Below are 19,319 nucleotides of genomic sequence, written 5' to 3' on the forward strand. Positions count from 1 at the left end.
AGATAGATTTTTTAGGTTTTTTAAATCATGAAATTAATTACACCACCGTATTTAAAAAGTGGCGACACTGTTGCTATAATTGCTCCTGCTGGTATATTAAAAGATAGAGAAGAAGTAATTAAAAAAGCAATTATACTACTTAATAATTGGGAATTAAATGTTGTTTTAGGAAATCATGTATTTACTCAGTCAAATCATTTTGCTGGTTCAGATGAAGAAAGAATCCAAGATTTTCAAAAAGCGTTAGATGATCCAAGTATTAAAGCAATTTGGTGCGCTAGAGGTGGCTATGGTTCTGTACGAATTATAGATCATTTAAATTTTGATCAATTTCTGAAACAGCCCAAATGGATTATAGGTTATTCTGATGTTACCGTTTTTCATAATCACATTCACAATTTAGGAGTTGAAACCTTACATGCGATTATGGGAACCAGTATGCAAGATGATATAGTTGTAATCAAAGAATCTGTAGAGACTTTTCGTAAAGCTATTTTTGGTGAAGATTTAGAGTATCGATTACCATCAAATCAAAATAATAGAGTAGGAGTAGTGACAGGACAATTAGTCGGAGGAAATTTAGCAATTTTAGCATCAATGTTAGGGTCAAAAAGTCAGCTTAATACAACAGATAAAATTCTATTTATTGAAGAAATTGGTGAGTATGAGTATGCAATTGATCGTATGTTGTTTAGCTTAAAACGAGCTGATTATTTTAAAAATGTTAAAGGTGTAATTATTGGAGATGTATCGAAGGTAAAAGAGAATTCAACAAAATGGGGAATGTCTATTGAAGATTTAATTTTAAATGTGTTGCCTGAAAACATTCCTGTACTTTTTGGTTTTCCTGCAGGACACGAACCAGACAATCGTGCGTTAGTAATGGGAAGAACGATTGAATTATCTATTCATAAAGATCAAGATTCTAAATTAATTTTCTTTAAATAAGAGTTGGTTATAATGGGCAAAAAAATAAAATTATTTATAATATAGCTCTTAACTCAAATTCTAAGTTTTCGATATCTTCAGATAATTGTTTAAATCTATATTTTCTGTTAGTTTGTTCTGCTTCTCGATATGCATAATCTCCACCAATCAACCACCAAAAGAATTTAGATTTTGAACGTTTATTACGATTGTTATTATTTAAGTTGAAATCAATAGAAAGAATTTTTCTTTTGATACTGTTGTTTAAATAATCACTTTTAGAGACGTAATTTATAAATCTATTTATTTCAATGTTTAATTGATTTATCTCGTCATCTGTGATTTCACTATCAGCATTATGTCTTTTACATTCTATAAGTAAGAATGATAAGTATTTAAAAAGTTTTTCTTGATCCATAGTTTAACAAAAATAAATATTTTTGTTAAAAAAGTTATGGCAAAACATAATGAATTAGGAAAAGAAGGAGAACTGCTAGCTTTAGAATTCTTAAAAGAAAAAGGCTATGAAATTCTTGAACAAAACTACAGATTAAGAAAAGCCGAAATAGATCTTATAATAACAAAAGAAAATTGGCTAATTGCTGTAGAAGTGAAAACAAGATCTACTGATTATTATGGTAATCCAGCTGATTTTGTAAATGCAAAGAAAAAGAAAATGTTAGTTGAAGCTATGAATTCTTATGTAATTGAGCACGATTTAGATGTTGAAGTACGATTTGATATTATTGCTGTTCTAAAGCAAAAAAATAATTTTAAAATAGAGCATATTGAAGATGCTTTTTTATTTTTTTAATGCCATGAATGAAAACAATTTTTAGATTGTTTAGCCTTTGGTGTTCGTGTTAATTTATTGCATTTAGAACAATAATTTAAAATGATATTGTTTGAATATTTATCAATAATAATTTTAGCAATTTTTTCTTTTTCTTGTTGAAGTTCTTTTTGATTTAAATAAGGATACTTTAATTTTTTTTAAATTCTAAAGGAACAAGGTGAATGTAATAGTTTATCAAATAATTTACTTTTTCTTTTTCCATTTTTATTTTCCTAATAATGTTTTCTCTACAGCTCTTTTTAAGTTTAGGAATTTTGATTTTTTCGTTCCATTATCAATATAGCTAAACGTACCTGTCTTATCTATAATGAAGTAAGAAGGATATACTTGTTTAGGGTTAAAAGTTAAGCTTGCATCAATAGCAGAATAAGCTGTTTTAAATTTAAAAACAGTTTTTTTAAGAAATGCTTTAACAATTTCTTTTCGATCTAATGCTGGAGCTATAAAAAGAATATCTTTTTTTCTTTATAAACATCAACTAAATCATTCAATAGACTAGTGTCTTCTAAACAGGATAAACAAGAGGTAAACCAAAACTTAAAAACGACAACCTTATTCTGGATGTCGTTTTTAGTAAGCTTACTACCGTTTGTAAGCCAGAATTTAAATTCTGGAACCTGATCTCCTGCTTTAAGATTCTCTTGTGAGAAAGTAATAGTAGAAGAAAAAATAATAATCCAGAATATAAAATATTTCATTAATTATTTAGAAGCTGCTTTCTCTTTGTTTAAGAACTCTTTAATGTCTTCAATAGCATTAGGAACAGCGATAATTTTTTTGTTTTTATCTAGTATAAAATATGTTGGCGTAGCATCAATTCTATATTTTTGAACTACTTCATTGTCAAATTTATAAGTAGGATGCGTACCTAGTACATTATGCCACTTGTATAATTTGTTTTTAGCCCATGAGTTAAAGTCAAGATCATTTTCTTCAATAGCGAAAGCAATTACAGAAGTGTTTTCATATTCTTTCATGAACTCATAAACTTCAGGAATCTCCTTAACACAGTGACTACATTGAGTACTCCAGAAAATCATTAAATAATAGTCTCCGTCGTTTAAAGTAGATAAAGAAAAATCTTTACCGTCTTCTTTCCAAGAAAAATCAGGAGCTGTACGGCCAACAGAAACACTTAATTCACCTAATTTTTTCTCTTTAAATTTAGCATCTTGCAATGCAGTAGGTAATTTATCATAGTATTTAGCAAAAACGTCATCTACAATTTCTGAATTTCTTTGAATTGTAAAACGTGTAATTAAATATTCTAGAATCTCTTTTTTAGTAGCATCATTTTTTACGATGTTCATAATTTTTTCGATAGATTCTTTGTATAATTTTTGTTGCAAGGTTTGACTCTCAGCTATGTTTAAATAAAATACATAGTTGGTGATCTTATCAACAATAAATGGTGAGTTATATAATGTTTTATTAGAAAAGTCAATGTTGTCAAAAAAGCTATTTAAAACATGATTCAAATATTCTTGAGTGTCGTCAAAAATATCGTCAGAGTTAGTTGCTTCAGAAGCTTTAATAAAAGTGTTTACTAACATTCCTTCAGATTTACCTTCGTAAATTTCTTGAACTTCTTCTTGTTCTTTATAAGCTTTTTTATAAGCTTTTTTAGTTTTCTTTTCGTCAGATTTTAAATACTCAACCTGTAAAGAATCTATTGCACGTTGTGTTAAAGATAAAGCATCTAAATACTCTCTGTAAACTTTATTTTCTCTAGATTTTGTAAATACAACAGATTCTTCTGGAAACTGAGGATTAAAAACAAATTCTACATTTTCTTTATTAAAAAAGAAATCAACAAAGCCAGCACCTGTATTTCTATAACTTACTCTGTAAGATCCAACTTTTGCGTCTGCTGGTAATTGTAATTCAAAACGACCAACTTTTTGCGTGCTTCCTCCTAAATCAACATCTTCAAATTTAATAGTCGAATTGCTAATGAATTTTTGTTTAGCACCATCAATTCTATATAATACAACCCAATCACTTTTTTCTGGAGGTGTCATTGTCCCTTTCACAGAAAATTGCGCGTTTGCAATTGAGGTAACAAAAATTAGTAAAACAAAAAATCTTTTCATCATTAATAAGGGATTTTATATTAAAATATATTTAAATTCTACTTCAAGTATTCCAATAAGCGTACCAAAATTACTATTTCTTATTTAATTTAAGTACTTTAGGTTTAAATTTATTGACCATAATGACTATAAAAAACAAAATAGTTTGGTTAACTGGAGCTTCATCTGGTATTGGAAAATCTCTAGCTATCTTACTTTCACGGCAAAATACAAAATTAATCTTATCTTCAAGAAGCGAATCGACTTTAAATGAGGTAAAAGCCTTATGTCTTTTTCCTGAAAATGTAAAAATATTGCCTTTAGATTTAGAAGATTATGAAAATTTATCTGAAAAAGTTAATACAGCAAAAATGTTTTTTGGTAAGATAGATATTTTAATTAATAATGGAGGAATTAGCCAAAGATCTTTAGCAAAAGATACAGGTGTTTTGGTTGATAAAAGGTTGATGGATATTAATTATTTAGGAACTGTGGCTTTAACGAAAGCGATATTACCACATTTCATAGATGAAAATTCTGGGCATTTTGTTGTAACAACAAGTATTGTTGGGAAAATTGGTACACCACTGAGATCTACCTATGCAGCAACAAAACATGCTCTTCATGGCTTTTTTGACAGTTTACGTGCTGAAGTTTTTAATAATAATATAAAAGTAACTTTGATTTGTCCTGGTTTTGTAGCGACGGATGTTTCTAAAAATGCTTTAACTGGTGACGGTTCTCCACAAAACACCATGGATAAGGCAACTAAAAATGGAATAGCCCCTGATCGTTTTGCTAAATTAATGTTAAAAGCTATAGAAGCCGAAAAAGAGGAAGTCTATATTGCTGGAGTTAAAGAAAAATTAGGTGTTTATGCTAAACGTTTTTTCCCTAGTTTGTTGTCAAAAATGATAAGGAAATTAAGTGTTACTTAAAAAAATTAATACTATCAAAGTAAGATATAATTGCCTCTTTCATTAACACAGTTTGTTCGCCTGGTTTTAAGTTCGGTAATTCTGTAAGTGTTTTATAGTGTGGCCAGCCTTCCTCGTCAAAAAAATCAAATTCATAATAACCATATGGTTCTAAAAGTTTACAAATTGCAATATGCATTAAATTAATTTTTTCGTCTTTTTTGAATCTTCTCTGGCCCTGACCTAATTCTTGCACACCAATAAGATATATTACAGCATCTATTGTTAATTCATCACCTTCAGCGAATTGATTAGTTAGTGTGTTTATTATAAAATCCCATTTTTCTTTCAAATTTATAGCCTTCTCCATCTGTATTTTATTTAGGAATGCAAAGATACAAACGAGATACTTATATTTGTTAAAATTCTTAAAACTATGAATACTTTAGATATTATTATCTCAGCATTACTTCTTTTTGGTTTTGTAAGAGGTTTAATGAAAGGTTTGTTTGTTGAAATAGCTTCTTTGGTTGCCTTAGTTGCTGGAGTATATGGTGCAATTCATTTTTCTTATTTTTTAGGAGATTGGTTAAAAGATAGTTTAGATTGGGATGAGAAATATATAACTTTAGTGGCTTTTGCAGGAACGTTTGTTGTTATAATTTTAGTTATTGCTTTATTGGGGAAAATTTTAACTAAAATAGCTGATTTTGCTTCTTTAGGTATCTTAAATAAGATTTTAGGAGGTGCTTTTGGAGCCTTAAAGATAGGTTTAATTTTAAGTGTTATTTTTATTTTTTTTGGTAAAATGAATGATACAATTCCTTTTGTAAAGAAAGAGAGTTTAGAAGAATCAATTTTATTTCATCCTGTAAAAAAAATTGCACCAATGATTTTTCCATCTATAATAAAAGCAGATGATGATGATGATAAAGTAAATGATGATGAAAAATTAATTTAGGTCGACTTTAAAATAAAAAATAAAGAGTGCTTAATTATAAAATTAAGCACTCTTTATTTTTTGAATAGAAGATATGTTTATAACATTGTTACTTTTCCTGTTTGTAAAGAATAAACTCCACCTACGATAGAAATCTCTCCGTTATCTTCCATTTCTTGTAAAATTTTACTTCTTTCACGAATTCTTTCTATGGTTAATTTCACATTATTTTCAACAGTTTTTGCTACAAAAGCAGGGTTAGAAGAATCTGCAACTCCGTCTACTTGTTCAGAAGCCATTTTAGCTGCTGGGGTAATGTTAGCTAGCATTTCAGTTATATTTCCTAACTCTACACCATCACATGCAGCTTTTACAGCACCACAACTTTCATGTCCTAATACAAATACTAATTTACTACCAGCTACAGCACATGAATATTCCATGCTTCCTAAAATATCAACATTTTCGAAGTTTCCAGCTACTCGAGCTACGAAAACATCTCCAATAGTTTGATCGAAAACTAACTCTACAGGTACTCGAGAATCGATACAAGATAAAATTACTGCTTTTGGAAATTGACCTCCAGTAGTTTGTTTAACTAAAGAGGTAACATCAGAAGCTGTTAAGCTATTAGAAACATAACGATTGTTTCCTTCTAATAATTCTTCTAAAACAGAATTTGGGGTTAATCCACCTTGTAATTCTTTTGTTAAAGCTGTATTTCTCATTTTAAATTCTTTTTAATGGTTATCTTTTATATTTTCTTTAACCCAATCTAAACAATCAGAAAAGGTTTTAAATGTATGTTCTTTTGATACTAAATCAGGAATTAATCCAATCTTTTCCATCATGTATCTAGGTTGTTCAAGTACATCTACAAATAATACTTGAACCCCATCTTTTTCTAAATCGATAAGAATATCTTCTAGAGCAAATAAACCAGATTGGTCTACATAAGGCATTTTTCCCATTCTAACAATTACTGTCTTAGCTGTATCTGGGATTTGTTTTGCTAACTGTTGAAAATTACTTGTTGATCCAAAAAATAAAGGCCCATCAATGTGTTTAATAAATACTTCCTCTGAAAGTTGATCTGGAAATTCAGCTTCATCTTCCCAAGCTTCCTCTTGGAGAGGTGAAACATCTGATCTTTTTGCTGAAACATCTCCGATTTTTTTCATAAAAATTAAAGAAGCAATTACTAAACCAATACCTACAGCATAAACTAAATCCCAAAATGTTGATAATAATAATACTACTAACATAATAATAAATTCAGAACTTAATTTTATTGGTCCTAATTTTACATCTTTAGGTAAGTTCGGTATAGCACGTAAACCTTTATAATCCATAACACCAATACCAACAGTGATTAATACTCCCGCTAATACGGCAGCTGGTATTTTAGAGGCTATTGGACCTAAACCTAATAATATGATTAATAGCATAACACCAGCAATCATACCAGAAAGTTTAGTTTTTCCTCCAGATTTAATATTTACAACGGTTCTAATTGTAGCACCTGCACCTGGAATACCACCAAAAATTGCAGCAATACTATTACCAATACCTTGACCAACTAATTCTTTATTTGGTTTATGTTTGGTTTTAGTCATGTTGTCTGCAACAACAGAAGTTAATAAAGAGTCTATAGCGCCCAGTAATGCCAGTGTAAAAGCTGTAAAAATATAAGGCTTTATACTGCCGAGATTAAATCCGGTGAAAATTTCTAGATTTGGAACTGGAAATCCACCTGGTATTTCTTCAATAGGTCTGTACTCTAAATTAAAAATTAGAGCAATAGCCGTCATGATAACTAATGCAACCAATGTGCTAGGTATTGCAGTAGTGATTTTTTTAAATCCGTAAATAATAATAATTGTTCCTAATGCTAAAAGTAGTTCTAAAAGATTGATTTTTTTTATCGCTCTTGGTAATACTTTTAACGCTCCAATTACTCCAGAAGATTCTTTTCCAGCTAAAGTTTTAGCTTCTTTTAAAATAGCTTCTTGAGTAATTTCACTAGAACGTTTAATTGTTTCTTTAAAATCTTCTAATACTAATATTCCTTCTCCAGATTCATCTTTTAAAATGTTTTGTAGAATTATTTCTTGCGCTTTAGGTTTAAATTGTTCCACAAAAGAATTATCTTCCTTAGCATAATACCCTATAGATGGTAAAATTTGAGTAAATAAAATAATGATACCTATAGCAGTCATAAATCCTGAAACTACAGGATAAGGTATATACCTTATATATTTACCGAAACCAAGTAATCCAAGCCCAATTTGTAAAAGACCAGCTAATAAAAAAACTGTAAGGATTGTTGGTAAAGCTTGGTTTATATTGCCATCATTTGCAGCTATAATTGTACCAATAACAACCATGCTTACAGCAGTCATTGGAGCTGTAGGGCCAGATATTTGAGTATCTGTACCGCCAAAAAGAGAAGCAAAAAAAGCGATGATTATTGCTCCGTAAAGTCCAGCTGTAGGTCCTAAGCCTGAAGAAACTCCAAAAGCTAACGCTAAAGGTAGTGCTACAATACCAGCTGTGATACCACCAAATAAATCGCCTTTAATATTAGAAAATAAACTTTTCATTTTCAGATAAATTGAATTTTTAGTTTTATTTTATATTACAAAAAATCATTTTACAAGAATCCGCTTAACTTAACTTAGGGTTAAGTTTAAAAAACTCAATATAACTTGGTGGGTTTTCAACAATACCTCTTTCTGAAATTAATTTGATATTAATATTTCTTTCTTTTGCTTTATATGCAAAGTCTTCTAAAATTTCTATAATATCATTATCTAAGTATCTTGTTTTAGTAACATCTAGTTCTAAAGCTGAATTTTCAGGTAAGCTGTCTAATTCTTTTAATATAGCTCCTTTGTTAAAGAAAGTAACTTCTTCAGCTAATGTCATTTTTATTTTTCCGTCATTAATATCTTCACCTTCTTTGTGTAAGAAGTGCGAGTTTTGAAAACTCTTAAATAAGATAACAAAAATCCCAACAGCTAATCCTAATCCGATTCCTAATAATAAATCACCAGTAATTGCCATTGGTAAAACTGTAGTCATAAATGGTAACCATTGTTTCCATCCTAACTTAAACATTGTTTTGAATGTTGATGGTTTTGCTAATTTAAAACCAACTACAAATAAAACAGCAGCAAGTACAGATAAAGGGATTTTATTTAATAAAGTTGGAATTAAAATAACAGATATTAATAACAAAAATCCATGCATTATAGCAGACATTTTACTTTTTCCTCCAGATTGAATATTTGCTGAACTTCTTACGATTACTTGAGTAATTGGTAATCCACCAATTAATCCAGAAATAATATTTCCAGTTCCTTGAGCTATTAACTCACGATTGGTAGGAGTTACATTTTTATCTGGATCTAATTTATCCGTGGCTTCAACACATAATAATGTTTCTAAACTTGCAACTATAGCGATAGTAAATGCTATTACCCAAACATCTTTATCTCCAATAGCTGAAAAATTTGGAAAACTAAATTGTGCTTTAAAACTATCGAAGCTATCAGGAACAGGTACAGATACTAATTGTTTTTGCAATAACTCTAAAGAACCTCCTTTAGTCATTACATAGAAAATGATTCCTACTACTACTGCAACTAATGGTCCTTGAATTAACTGGAATATTTTTCCTTTTTTTGATAAAATATTAGACCATAATAATAAAATTCCTAAAGCAATAAATCCAACAACTGTTGCTCCAATACTAATGTTACCACTAATTAATGCATTAATTGAATTTAATAACCCGGAAATTAAATTTTTCCATTCAACTTGAAGGAAGGAGTAATCTCCTGTTGGATTTTTCTCCATTCCAAAGAAATATGGAATTTGTTTTAAAATGATAATAATTCCAATACCGGTAAGCATTCCTTTAATTACTGAAGAAGGAAAGAAATATGCAATGATACCAGCTCTGGCAACTCCTAAAAGGATTTGAATAATTCCTCCTAAAACTACTGCAACTAAAAATTTTTCAAAACCTCCGTTTTCTAGCCCTCCTAAAGTTACTATTGCTGCTAATACAATAGCTGCTAAGCCAGCAGCAGGTCCACTTACACCTATACTTGATCCACTGATACTAGCTACTACAATACCTCCAACGATACCAGCTATTAATCCAGAAAATAATGGCGCTCCACTCGCCAAGGCAATTCCCAAACATAGAGGTAATGCCACAAAAAATACCACTATACTAGCGGGTATATCACTTTTTATTGTTTTAAACATGGTGAAATATATTTTTACAACCTGTACATACAAGTTGAGTATTTATAATTAATTTTTAATGTATTTTAAATGGGAAACAGATTAAATTAACTATAAATTTCTGGTGGAGGTGAGTCTAATTTTTTGAAAATAGAGTTATATCTAGTAGATATATAGATTATTGAGTTTTGAATTTTGTTTTTAGAAAAAGTGTTAAAAAGAGGTGAAGGATTCACAATTTTAACTTCAGAATCTTTGGTAACTTCTGTTTCTTCACCATCTTCATCTATATCAATTTCTATAGAAATTTCACAATTAAATTTTGTAATACTAATATAAGTAGGCAACACTATAGATGTTATTAGTACAAGTGAAAAAAAATATGTGTAAAACTGCCTAGTCATTAATATGAAAAAACCAAATATAAGAAACAAAACGTTAAAAATCTTGTTAAAAAAACTTAAATAAGGCTTAGTTCTTTTATAGATTTACTTTTTAACCAGCCTATTTTACCGTCAGCTAAGAGTATTTTTTTCCAATCATCTACTTCGTCAATAACAATTAATTTAGTTCCTTCATGAAGAGTAAAGATTTCATCACCATTTATAGTAGGTTCGTTTTTTACAGAAACTTCATCTGAAAATACAATAGCCTCAATAGTATTGTTATACTTATTATATTGATGATAAGTAATCGAAATAGAAAATATTAACGCAATAAAGCATAAAATGCTTGTAGCGAAAAATATTCTTTTTTTTGTTGGTTTACTCGAGAAGTAATATAAAATGAAAAATAGCGATGTCAAAATAGAAAACATTATTGCTACGACAGCCCAGTTGTTAAAACTGATTTTACTAATATAATTTTCATTAAATTTTTGTAAAACAGACTTTGGTAACTCTTCAATTCTGTCTAAAGTTAAGCGCTTAGCAAACACAAGGTTGTTTTTTGCATCTTTGTTTAAAGGATCTAGCAATAGAGCTTTTTCGTAATTATAAATCGAAGGACCTACTTTGTTAAGCTTATAATAACAATTACCAAGGTTATAAAATAATTCAGAAGAAACGTTTTTAGATTCTATTACACTTTTATATAACTCTACAGCTTGTTCATAAGAACCGTTTTTATATAAGTTATTAGCTTTGTTAAAAAGCTCATCGGAGTTCTGTGCGTTAGTAAAGTTGGTAGTTACAACTAAGGTAAGTAACCAAATTATTCTCTTCATCATAATTGTCTGTCTAATGAGGTTATTACTTGTTTAGCTTTATTATACTCTTCATTCATTTGAGTATTTGTTATTGGAGTGTATCTTGCAAAATCACATTGCTTTAATACATCAATAAAATCATCAATAATTGAAATTTGAACTTTTCTATTATCTAGTAATTCAGTTATTTTTTCTTTACTTATATCTGATGTTTCAACATTTAGTTTAGCTTTAAGGTAATTATGTAAAGCACGTTCTAAAGCTTCATAAAATTCTTCTTTATTACCTAATTGTTGACTAGCTTCGGATAAATATTTTTTTGCTAATTTATCTGCTTTACGTTGTTTGTTTCCTAATATATCAGCATCTCTCTTATTTTTCTTTTTACCAATAAAAATAGCAAATGGTATAGTTATTAAAGGAAGTAAAAGAAGGAAATAAAAAGGAATAGATTTGAAAAATTTAGATGTATCAATTACTCCTAACGATGTAGAAGTTTGTATAAATCTAAAGTTATTTCCTGTTACCTGCACATCTTGTTTTCTTACTTGATTTTCAGTAGTTGATACTAATTCTTTTCCTTCAGTTACATTAACAAATAAGTCATCTGTACTAATCGTATGATATTTATTGTCTTTAGGATTGAAATATGAAAACTCAGTACTAGGTATTTTATATTTTCCTTTATATTGAGGTACAACAGTGTATGTGTCTGTAACAGATCCTTTTAAACCAGAAGTAGAGATTTTTACATTCTCTTTTCTCTCGGGTTGATATACTTCAAGTTCTTTTGGTGTTTCAACCTTCGGAAGTTCAAATAATTTTAAATTCCCTAAACCAGAAACTTCCACTTTTAATTCTGAAGATTCATTAGCTTTTAATGTGTTTTTATTAGAAGTTAACGTATATTCAAAATTACCAACCGCTCCAGTAAAACTATCAGGTTTTCCTTCTTCAGGCAAAGCTTTAGCTTTAATTATTTTTTTTGCAGAGGCGTATTGTTTTCTAACTCTTCTTGTGATTGGGTTTCCAAAGAAGTCTGCTCTTCCTGTAGGAACTGCAACTAATATATCCATCTTCATAGGATCAATAGTTAAGTTCCCTGATTTTGTAGGAATTAATAAAGCCTTATGTAAAACAGCATATCTATATTGTTCACCATTGTACATAGCTGTTTTAAAATCGTAATTGTTGTTTTTTATTTCTTGATTCCAAAAACCAATATATTGTGGAGATTCTGTAATAGCATTGTCGTAAATACCAACATTATTACTAAAATACAGTCGGTATTCTACATAAATACCTTCTCCAACATAAGGCTTCCCTTTTGAGACTTCAGCTACTAAATGGATGTTTTGTTCAGCTATATAATCTGGATCATTAGGGTTTTTAGGTGTTTTTACAGCTGCAGTAACAATAATCTTTACAGGTTCAGATTTTAAAGTTATTCCATTTAGTTGAATACTTGCTGATGGAAGGTTAAATTCTCCTTTTCTTAAAGGTTGAATTATATAGGTATAAGATTGAGAGAATGTTGATTTACCATTAATCCACGATTGACTAACAGATTGACTTGGTCCTCCTACTATTTTAAAATTTTTAAAACTTGGTGGACTGAAATTATCTGCACCTTGTTTGTTTATAGCAAACTCAACTCGTAAGCGTTGATTCACTCCAAGTTTGTTTTTACTTACCGTAGCTGTTAATTTAGCATCTTGAGCAAAAACTGTTAGCGATACTAATGTTAGTATATATGTTATAAACTTCAATTTCATTTGTTATTCAAAAACGCACAAAAATAATTATTTTTCCGAAGTATAAATTAATTGATTTTTAAGATTTTGATCCTTAAAATTTTCTTAATTCTTACCAGTCTTTTTCTTGTTTTATTTTTCTACCTTTTGATTTTTTAACGTTCATTTTCTTTTGAGTCTTCTTTTCCTCGTTATTTAAGCTTTCTAATAGCTGTTTCATTTGTTCAGGTGTCATTTTACCTGGACGAGGTTTGGGTTTTTGTTTGTTCTTATCTTGTTTGTCTTTTTTCGGATCTTTCTGATCTTTATTATCCTTTTGATCTTTATTGTCGTCTTTTTTATCTTGATCTTTCTTATTCTGATCCTTTTGATCTTTGTTGTCCTTTTTCTGATCTTTATTATCCTTCTTGTCTTTTTTGTTCTTGTTCTTGTCGTTTTTATTTTGCTGTTGTTGCTTTTTTACTTGCTTTTGAGCAGCAGCTAAATTATAACGAGTTTCATCATCATTAGGATTATTTCGTAAAGCATTTTTATAAGCTTCTACAGCTTGTTCAAACTGTTTTTGCTCCATCATTGCATTTCCAATATTATGGAATGCTTCAGCCTTTTCTGCTTTAGATTTAGAAGTTTTCGTAGTGAGTTCGTATTGAGATACAGCTTCTTTAAAATTCTTTCCTTGATATAAAGAATTTCCATAGTTGTAACTCGCTTTATCGTATTTACTGTTTTTGCCTAAAGCTTTTCTGTATGCAATAGAAGCTTCATTGAATTTTTCTTTGTTGTATAACTCATTTCCTTCACGCAGTAAAGATCTGGCTTCACGTTGAAGTTTTAGTGTGTCTTGTTGAGCACCAATAAAAGTGCTTGTTAGTAATAAGAAAACAGTACAAAAATTAATAAACAATCTCATGGTTATGATTCCTTTTCGTTAAACAAGTCTACTTTTTTAATCCATTTTGTTTTTCTTTCAAAGAAAAACAAATCTATTACTAAGAATAGTATTCCAATACCGATGAACCATTGAAATTGATCTTTATAATCAGAAAATTGGGTGGTTTCAAACTCACTTTTTTGAGCATTTGAAATAATTTTCTCGATCATTTTTACAGGTTGTTCGGTTTTGTTTCCGTCAATATATTTTCCATTGGCTACACTTGCAATACTTTCTAAAACGTCTGCTTTACGTTTGGTAATTACAGTTTCACCTTGTCTGTTCTTTTTATAACCAATATGTCCGCCATTAAGTTCGATAGGAATCGGACCACCAGTTTCTGTTCCTACACCAATTGTGTATACTTTTACGCCTTCATTAGCTATATCTTGAGCTTTTTGTTTAGTTTCTTCTTGATGATCTTCTCCATCAGAAATAATTACTAGAAACTTATTAGTTTGTTCGTCGTTGTTATAATATGTTTTAGAAAGATCTAGAGCTTCATTAATTGCTGTTCCTTGGCTAGAAACCATATCAGGATTTGCATTTTGCAAGAACATTTTAGCTGCCGCATGATCGGTTGTGATCGGAAGTAAAGGATATGCATTTCCGGCATAAATGATTATTCCAACACGATCGCTTCCTAGCTTATCTATAATTTTAGAGATGATTTGTTTTGATTTCTCTAAACGGTTCGGAGCAATATCTTTAGCTAACATACTTTTTGAAACATCTAAAGCAAAAATAATATCAACTCCTTCGCGTTTTACAGTTTTGAGTTTAGTTCCCATTTTAGGGTTTACTAAAGAAATAATTAAAAAACTTAAACCGACTAATAAAAAGATAAGTTTTAAAATAGGTTTAAATGTAGAGGCATTAGGAGCCAATTTTGTCAATAGCTCTGTATTAGTAAACTTCTTTTGGGTATTTTTTTTCCACCATAAAACCAATAAAAAAATGATAATCATTACTGGAATGATAATGAAAAGGGTAAAATATATTGGTTCTTCTATTTTATACATGTTATATAAAGCTTTTAAATAACGTGTTTCTTAATATGAATTCTAAAATCAAGAATATTCCTGCTAAAATCACTAAAAGTCGATACTTTTCTGTGTAATTATAATATTTGAATTCTTCAATTTTAGTTTTCTCTAACTTGTCTATTTCATCGTAAATTTCTTTTAAAGAAGTATTGTCGGTTGCCCTGAAATACTCACCTTCAGTTTCATCGGCGATAAATTGTAATAATTTTTCGTCAATTTCAACTTTCTGATTTCTAAAAGATAATTTACCAGTTCTTGGGTCTTTTGCCCATGGGAATGGAGCCATACCATTAGTTCCTATACCAATAGTATATACTTTAATTCCTATTTCTTTTGCCAATTCTGTAGCAGTTTTCGGATCTACAAAACCAGCATTGTTTACACCATCTGTAAGTAAAATAATTACTTTACTTTTTGCCTTACTTTCTTTTAGTCTATTAACTGCAGAACCTAGTCCCATACCAATAGCTGTACCACCTTCTAATTGTCCCCATTTAATTTCTGAAATGGTTCTTTTTACGATAGATTTATCACTGGTTATTGGTGTTTGTGTAAAACTTTCTCCTGCATAAACTACAATACCTATTCTATCGTTTGGTCTTCTATTAACAAAATCGATAGCAACTCGTTTTAAAGCTTCAAGTCTGTTAGGTTTTAAATCTTTAGCTAACATACTAGCAGAAACATCTATTGCCATAACGATATCAATACCTCGATTTGTTTTTGTTTTTTTACTAACAGAAACATTTCTTGGTCTAGCTAAAGCAACAATTAAAGCGGCTAATGCTAAAAGTCGAAAAACATGTAAAAATGGTTTTAGTTTTGGTAGTAAAGAACCACTTGTGCCAAAACCTTTTAGGTTAGGTACTGAAAGTAATGTGTTCTCTTTTTTTCTGTTAGAAAAAAGCCACAAAGCTAAAAGTGGTACAATAATTAATAACCACAAAAATTCTGGATTATGGAATTCAAAATTATTGAACATTTGTTACTTGAGGTTTTAATGAGTTTAATTCTGGAGCTGATTTAGATACAGAGTAAATAATAACAGTTATTATTAAAAGTAATACGGTAATAGTAATTATTTTAACAAGTATAGATGGTTTCTTTACTATTGGTTTTTCAACAATAATAATAGGTTCTAAATCCACTTCAGTAGTTTCGGTATCTACACCATTAGGTTTTAAATTGTCAATTACATATTTAGCAATATTTCTATCAGCTTCAATCTCGTGAGCTAAAGGTTTAGATTTTGCGAACTTAACTAAGTCTGCTTGTTTTAGTAAACCGTTTAGTTTATCAATTGTTTCTTTTTCTGCTATAATTGAGTTTGAATCTTTGAAATCTGTTAGGCTTTCTATAAGTCCGTCAGAAGTCGTTTCTAAAGCAGGAATATGAAGTTCACGTTCAATAAAATTTCTAATAATGTGAGTTAATTCACTATAATGTTCTTTAATTTGATTGTTTTGCCACAATAATTTTCCATCAAGTACCTTTAAATTTTTTAAAGCTTCTTGATATGGAGATAAGAGTTGCTCTGAAGTTTGAATTTGATCATCATTAGTTCTTTTTAAAGCGAAATATAATACAGAACCTACTAAGAGAAATATGGCTAAAACCCAAAAAACAATATGCTTGTAATCACTGAAACGAAGAGGTTCTCCTTTAATTCCTTTAATAGCAAACATTTTTACTTGAGTTGTATCTACAGGTACTGTAGCTACATTAACTAATAAACTATCTGTAAAAAAAGTTTGGTTTCTAATAAATATTTGTTGTCTAGGGATATAAAAAGATCCACTATCAAAGCCAGTTAAAATATATTTCTGAACAAGTTTGTTTTTTAATGTATCTAGTTTAAGACTATCTATCATTTCTAAACCATTCAATTCTAGCTTAGGAATGATTACATTTTCTGTACCATCTATAGATAATTTATATTGAAACTGTTCACCTATACGAATATTCGTAGTATCCACTTCAGCCTGAACAGGACCAGTTTGCGAAATAGCTTGAATAGAAAGTAATAATACTATGTATAGTAATAAATTTTTCAAATTATGCCTTGTTTTTAAAGTAACTTAATAGTTTTTTGACGTAATTCTCGTCAACTCTTATGTTAATAGTTCCTAATCCACTTTTCTTAAAAGAAGTTTGGAATTCATCTTTTAAACGAAGTGCATTAGCTTTGTATTTATTTCGTAAAGATTTAGAACTGGTATTAATTAATCGTACTTCCTTGGTTTCATTATCTAACATTGGAACCATTCCTAGATTAGGAATTTCTTCATCAAACTTATCGTAAATTCGAATTCCTGTTAAATCATGTTTATTTCCAACAATTTTTAATGTTTTCATATAGTTTTCATCAATAAAGTCAGATAACATAAAAACAATAGCTTTTTTCTTCATTACACTAGATAAGAATTTTAAGGCTTCGTTTATATTTGTTTTTGAGCTTTTTGGAGAAAATTCTATAAGTTCACGGATAATTCTAAGTACATGGCTTTTTCCCTTTTTTGGAGGTATGAATAATTCAATTTGATCAGAAAACAAGATTAATCCAACTTTATCATTGTTTTGAATTGCTGAAAAAGCTAATGTAGCAGCAATTTCTGTTACAGTATCTCTTTTAAATTGAACTGATGTCCCGAAAGATTCTGATCCAGAAACATCTACCATGAGCATCATTGTAAGTTCGCGTTCTTCTTCAAAAACTTTAACATAAGGTTCGTTATATCGAGCAGTAACATTCCAATCTATCGCTCTAATATCGTCACCATATTGATACTGACGCACTTCGGAGAAAGTCATACCACGACCTTTAAAGGTTGAGTGGTATTCTCCTCCAAAAATGTGATTAGACAAACGTTTTGTCTTAATCTCTATCTTACGAACTTTTTTTAATAACTCTTTGGTATTCATATTAATTTAACCATTCTAATGGTAAAGGTGGTAATTGAATTTCAGTATCAATAGAATCTGATTTTACTGAAAATAAAGGTGCTTCTTGAATAGTAATATTTACATTATTCTTTTTAGCGATTTCTTTAATTACCTCCTTCATACTTCTTTTTTGACACAATACTAAATAGTTCATTTGAACATTTGATTCTGTTTTTAAATCGAAACAATCTACCCAAAACGATGGTTTATCATTTTGGTAAACTATGGCTTGTGTGTTTTTTTGTTGTTTAGTTTCTAAAATTTCTTTTTTTCCTGTTAGTGTTTTGTACGTTGTTAATTTGAAAGTCATTCTTAGCAAAAAATTTAAGGGATTAATTTAGTTTTGTTGAATGGCTAGTTTTGTTGATTTTTAGTTTGGTAATTTATGGAACTTGAACTTCGTTAATAATTGCATTAATAATATCTAAAGAAGTCATGTTTTCTGCTTCAGCTTCGTAAGTAATGCCAATTCTGTGACGTAATACATCTTTTGTCATGGCACGAACATCTTCAGGAATAACATATCCTCTTCGTTTGATAAAGGCATAACATTTAGCTGCTTTAGCTAATGCGATACTACCACGAGGAGAAGATCCAAAACTTATTAAAGGTTTAAGTTTTTCTAGATTATAGTTTTCTGGATAACGTGTAGCGAAAATTATATCTAAAATATATTTTTCTATTTTTTCATCCATGTAAACCTCATTTACAGCTTCTCTAGCCTTAAGAATTTGATCTAAAGAAATAACTGGGTTTACTTTACCAAAGCTATTGTTTAAGCTTTGTCTCATAATTAATTGTTCGTCTTGTAATTTAGGATAATCAATTACTGTTTTTAACATGAAACGATCAACCTGTGCTTCAGGTAACGGATAAGTACCTTCTTGTTCAACAGGGTTTTGAGTTGCCATTACTAAGAAAGGTTCGTCTAATTTAAAAGTCTCATCTCCAATAGTAATTTGTCTTTCTTGCATTGCTTCAAGTAATGCAGATTGAACTTTAGCAGGAGCTCTGTTAATCTCATCCGCTAATACAAAGTTGGCAAAAATAGGTCCTTTCTTAATTGAGAAATCATTATCTTTTATGTTATAAATCATAGTACCAATAACATCAGCAGGAAGTAAATCTGGTGTAAATTGAACTCTACTAAAACTACCTTGTACAGCTTTAGATAATGTATTAATAGCTAAAGTCTTTGCTAAACCTGGTACACCTTCAAGTAAAATGTGTCCATTTCCTAGTAAACCTATTAAAAGTCTTTCAATCATTGTTTTCTGACCTACTATAACTTTATTCATTTCATTGGTCAAAAGGTCAACAAAAGCACTCTCTCTCTCTATTTTTTCGTTAATCGCTCTAACATCTACGTCCATGTGATAAGAAATTATTAGTTATGATTTTAAGTGAACAAAGCTACAATATTAACAATTTTTTTCTTGTTAAAGTGAGGTTAAAGGTATTTGAAGATT

General features: G+C 29.4%; 21 protein-coding genes. 4 read left to right on the top strand and 17 right to left on the bottom strand.

The window, feature by feature from the left end; genetic code table 11:
• Positions 1 to 27: 27 nt before the first annotated feature.
• Positions 28 to 948 carry a S66 peptidase family protein gene (locus AC2TEO_RS12725; protein ID WP_442265192.1) on the top strand — a complete coding sequence of 307 codons (921 nt, stop codon included), beginning with the start codon at positions 28 to 30 and terminating at the stop codon, positions 946 to 948.
• A 34-nt stretch (positions 949 to 982) separates the two neighbouring features.
• On the opposite strand, the gene AC2TEO_RS12730 is transcribed toward AC2TEO_RS12725, so the two are convergent.
• Positions 983 to 1,345 (bottom strand): hypothetical protein, encoded by a 363-nt coding sequence (locus tag AC2TEO_RS12730; RefSeq protein WP_442265193.1) that lies wholly within the window; start codon positions 1,343 to 1,345, stop codon positions 983 to 985.
• Positions 1,346 to 1,381: 36 nt separating this feature from the next.
• On the opposite strand from AC2TEO_RS12730, the gene AC2TEO_RS12735 reads away from it, so the two are divergent.
• Positions 1,382 to 1,741: a YraN family protein gene (locus tag AC2TEO_RS12735; protein ID WP_442265194.1), complete on the top strand. Its 360-nt coding sequence runs from the start codon at positions 1,382 to 1,384 to the stop codon at positions 1,739 to 1,741.
• 482 nt (positions 1,742 to 2,223) lie between these two features.
• Here the strand turns inward: AC2TEO_RS12735 and AC2TEO_RS12740 are convergent, their stop codons facing one another.
• A complete protein-coding gene (locus AC2TEO_RS12740; protein WP_442265195.1) occupies positions 2,224 to 2,481 on the bottom strand; it encodes a TlpA family protein disulfide reductase in 258 nt (85 codons plus the stop codon).
• Positions 2,482 to 2,484: 3 nt separating this feature from the next.
• Positions 2,485 to 3,879 carry a TlpA family protein disulfide reductase gene (locus tag AC2TEO_RS12745; RefSeq protein WP_442265196.1) on the bottom strand — a complete coding sequence of 465 codons (1,395 nt, stop codon included), beginning with the start codon at positions 3,877 to 3,879 and terminating at the stop codon, positions 2,485 to 2,487.
• Positions 3,880 to 3,998: 119 nt separating this feature from the next.
• Here AC2TEO_RS12745 and AC2TEO_RS12750 point away from each other — a divergent pair, with 119 nt between their 5' ends.
• The gene (locus AC2TEO_RS12750) at positions 3,999 to 4,793 is read left to right on the top strand and encodes an SDR family oxidoreductase (RefSeq protein WP_442265197.1); all 795 of its coding nucleotides are present in this window, start codon (positions 3,999 to 4,001) and stop codon (positions 4,791 to 4,793) included.
• Here AC2TEO_RS12750 and AC2TEO_RS12755 read toward each other — a convergent pair.
• Positions 4,786 to 5,142, bottom strand: coding sequence for a hypothetical protein (locus AC2TEO_RS12755; protein WP_442265198.1), 357 nt, complete (start codon positions 5,140 to 5,142; stop codon positions 4,786 to 4,788). The genes AC2TEO_RS12750 and AC2TEO_RS12755 overlap by 8 nt on opposite strands.
• Positions 5,143 to 5,208: 66 nt before the next feature.
• Here AC2TEO_RS12755 and AC2TEO_RS12760 point away from each other — a divergent pair, with 66 nt between their 5' ends.
• A complete protein-coding gene (locus AC2TEO_RS12760; protein ID WP_442265199.1) occupies positions 5,209 to 5,733 on the top strand; it encodes a CvpA family protein in 525 nt (174 codons plus the stop codon).
• A gap of 77 nt (positions 5,734 to 5,810) precedes the next feature.
• Here AC2TEO_RS12760 and AC2TEO_RS12765 read toward each other — a convergent pair whose 3' ends face one another.
• The 13 genes from AC2TEO_RS12765 to AC2TEO_RS12825 all read right to left on the bottom strand — a co-directional run bounded on the left by AC2TEO_RS12765 (position 5,811) and on the right by AC2TEO_RS12825 (position 19,223).
• A complete protein-coding gene (locus AC2TEO_RS12765) occupies positions 5,811 to 6,440 on the bottom strand; it encodes a carbonic anhydrase family protein (protein ID WP_442265200.1) in 630 nt (209 codons plus the stop codon).
• A gap of 12 nt (positions 6,441 to 6,452) precedes the next feature.
• A complete protein-coding gene (locus AC2TEO_RS12770) occupies positions 6,453 to 8,315 on the bottom strand; it encodes a SulP family inorganic anion transporter (RefSeq protein WP_442265201.1) in 1,863 nt (620 codons plus the stop codon).
• A 64-nt stretch (positions 8,316 to 8,379) separates the two neighbouring features.
• Positions 8,380 to 9,990: a SulP family inorganic anion transporter gene (locus AC2TEO_RS12775; RefSeq protein WP_442265202.1), complete on the bottom strand. Its 1,611-nt coding sequence runs from the start codon at positions 9,988 to 9,990 to the stop codon at positions 8,380 to 8,382.
• A gap of 86 nt (positions 9,991 to 10,076) precedes the next feature.
• Positions 10,077 to 10,316 carry a hypothetical protein gene (locus AC2TEO_RS12780; RefSeq protein ID WP_442265203.1) on the bottom strand — a complete coding sequence of 80 codons (240 nt, stop codon included), beginning with the start codon at positions 10,314 to 10,316 and terminating at the stop codon, positions 10,077 to 10,079.
• 113 nt (positions 10,317 to 10,429) lie between these two features.
• Entirely contained in the window at positions 10,430 to 11,197 is a 768-nt protein-coding gene (locus tag AC2TEO_RS12785; protein ID WP_442265204.1) for a tetratricopeptide repeat protein, read from the bottom strand.
• Positions 11,194 to 12,951, bottom strand: coding sequence for an aerotolerance protein BatD (gene batD / locus AC2TEO_RS12790; RefSeq protein WP_442265205.1), 1,758 nt, complete (start codon positions 12,949 to 12,951; stop codon positions 11,194 to 11,196). Before batD ends, AC2TEO_RS12785 begins: the two co-directional genes overlap by 4 nt.
• Positions 12,952 to 13,042: 91 nt before the next feature.
• The gene (gene batC / locus AC2TEO_RS12795) at positions 13,043 to 13,840 is read right to left on the bottom strand and encodes a TPR repeat aerotolerance protein BatC (RefSeq protein ID WP_442265206.1); all 798 of its coding nucleotides are present in this window, start codon (positions 13,838 to 13,840) and stop codon (positions 13,043 to 13,045) included.
• 2 nt (positions 13,841 to 13,842) lie between these two features.
• Entirely contained in the window at positions 13,843 to 14,883 is a 1,041-nt protein-coding gene (locus AC2TEO_RS12800) for a VWA domain-containing protein (RefSeq protein WP_442265207.1), read from the bottom strand.
• A gap of 1 nt (position 14,884) precedes the next feature.
• A complete protein-coding gene (locus AC2TEO_RS12805) occupies positions 14,885 to 15,889 on the bottom strand; it encodes a vWA domain-containing protein (protein ID WP_442265208.1) in 1,005 nt (334 codons plus the stop codon).
• A complete protein-coding gene (locus AC2TEO_RS12810; RefSeq protein ID WP_442265209.1) occupies positions 15,879 to 16,961 on the bottom strand; it encodes a hypothetical protein in 1,083 nt (360 codons plus the stop codon). The genes AC2TEO_RS12805 and AC2TEO_RS12810 overlap by 11 nt, the downstream gene beginning before the upstream one ends.
• Before the next feature lies 1 nt (position 16,962).
• Positions 16,963 to 17,829 (bottom strand): DUF58 domain-containing protein, encoded by an 867-nt coding sequence (locus AC2TEO_RS12815; RefSeq protein WP_442265210.1) that lies wholly within the window; start codon positions 17,827 to 17,829, stop codon positions 16,963 to 16,965.
• A gap of 1 nt (position 17,830) precedes the next feature.
• A complete protein-coding gene (locus AC2TEO_RS12820; RefSeq protein ID WP_442265211.1) occupies positions 17,831 to 18,160 on the bottom strand; it encodes a hypothetical protein in 330 nt (109 codons plus the stop codon).
• Between the two features lie 73 nt (positions 18,161 to 18,233).
• Complete coding sequence (locus AC2TEO_RS12825; protein WP_442265212.1) at positions 18,234 to 19,223, bottom strand: AAA family ATPase; 990 nt, start codon at positions 19,221 to 19,223, stop codon at positions 18,234 to 18,236.
• Between the last annotated feature and the right edge of the window lie 96 nt (positions 19,224 to 19,319).

It is taken from the genome of Tenacibaculum aquaeponti, from assembly GCF_057221555.1.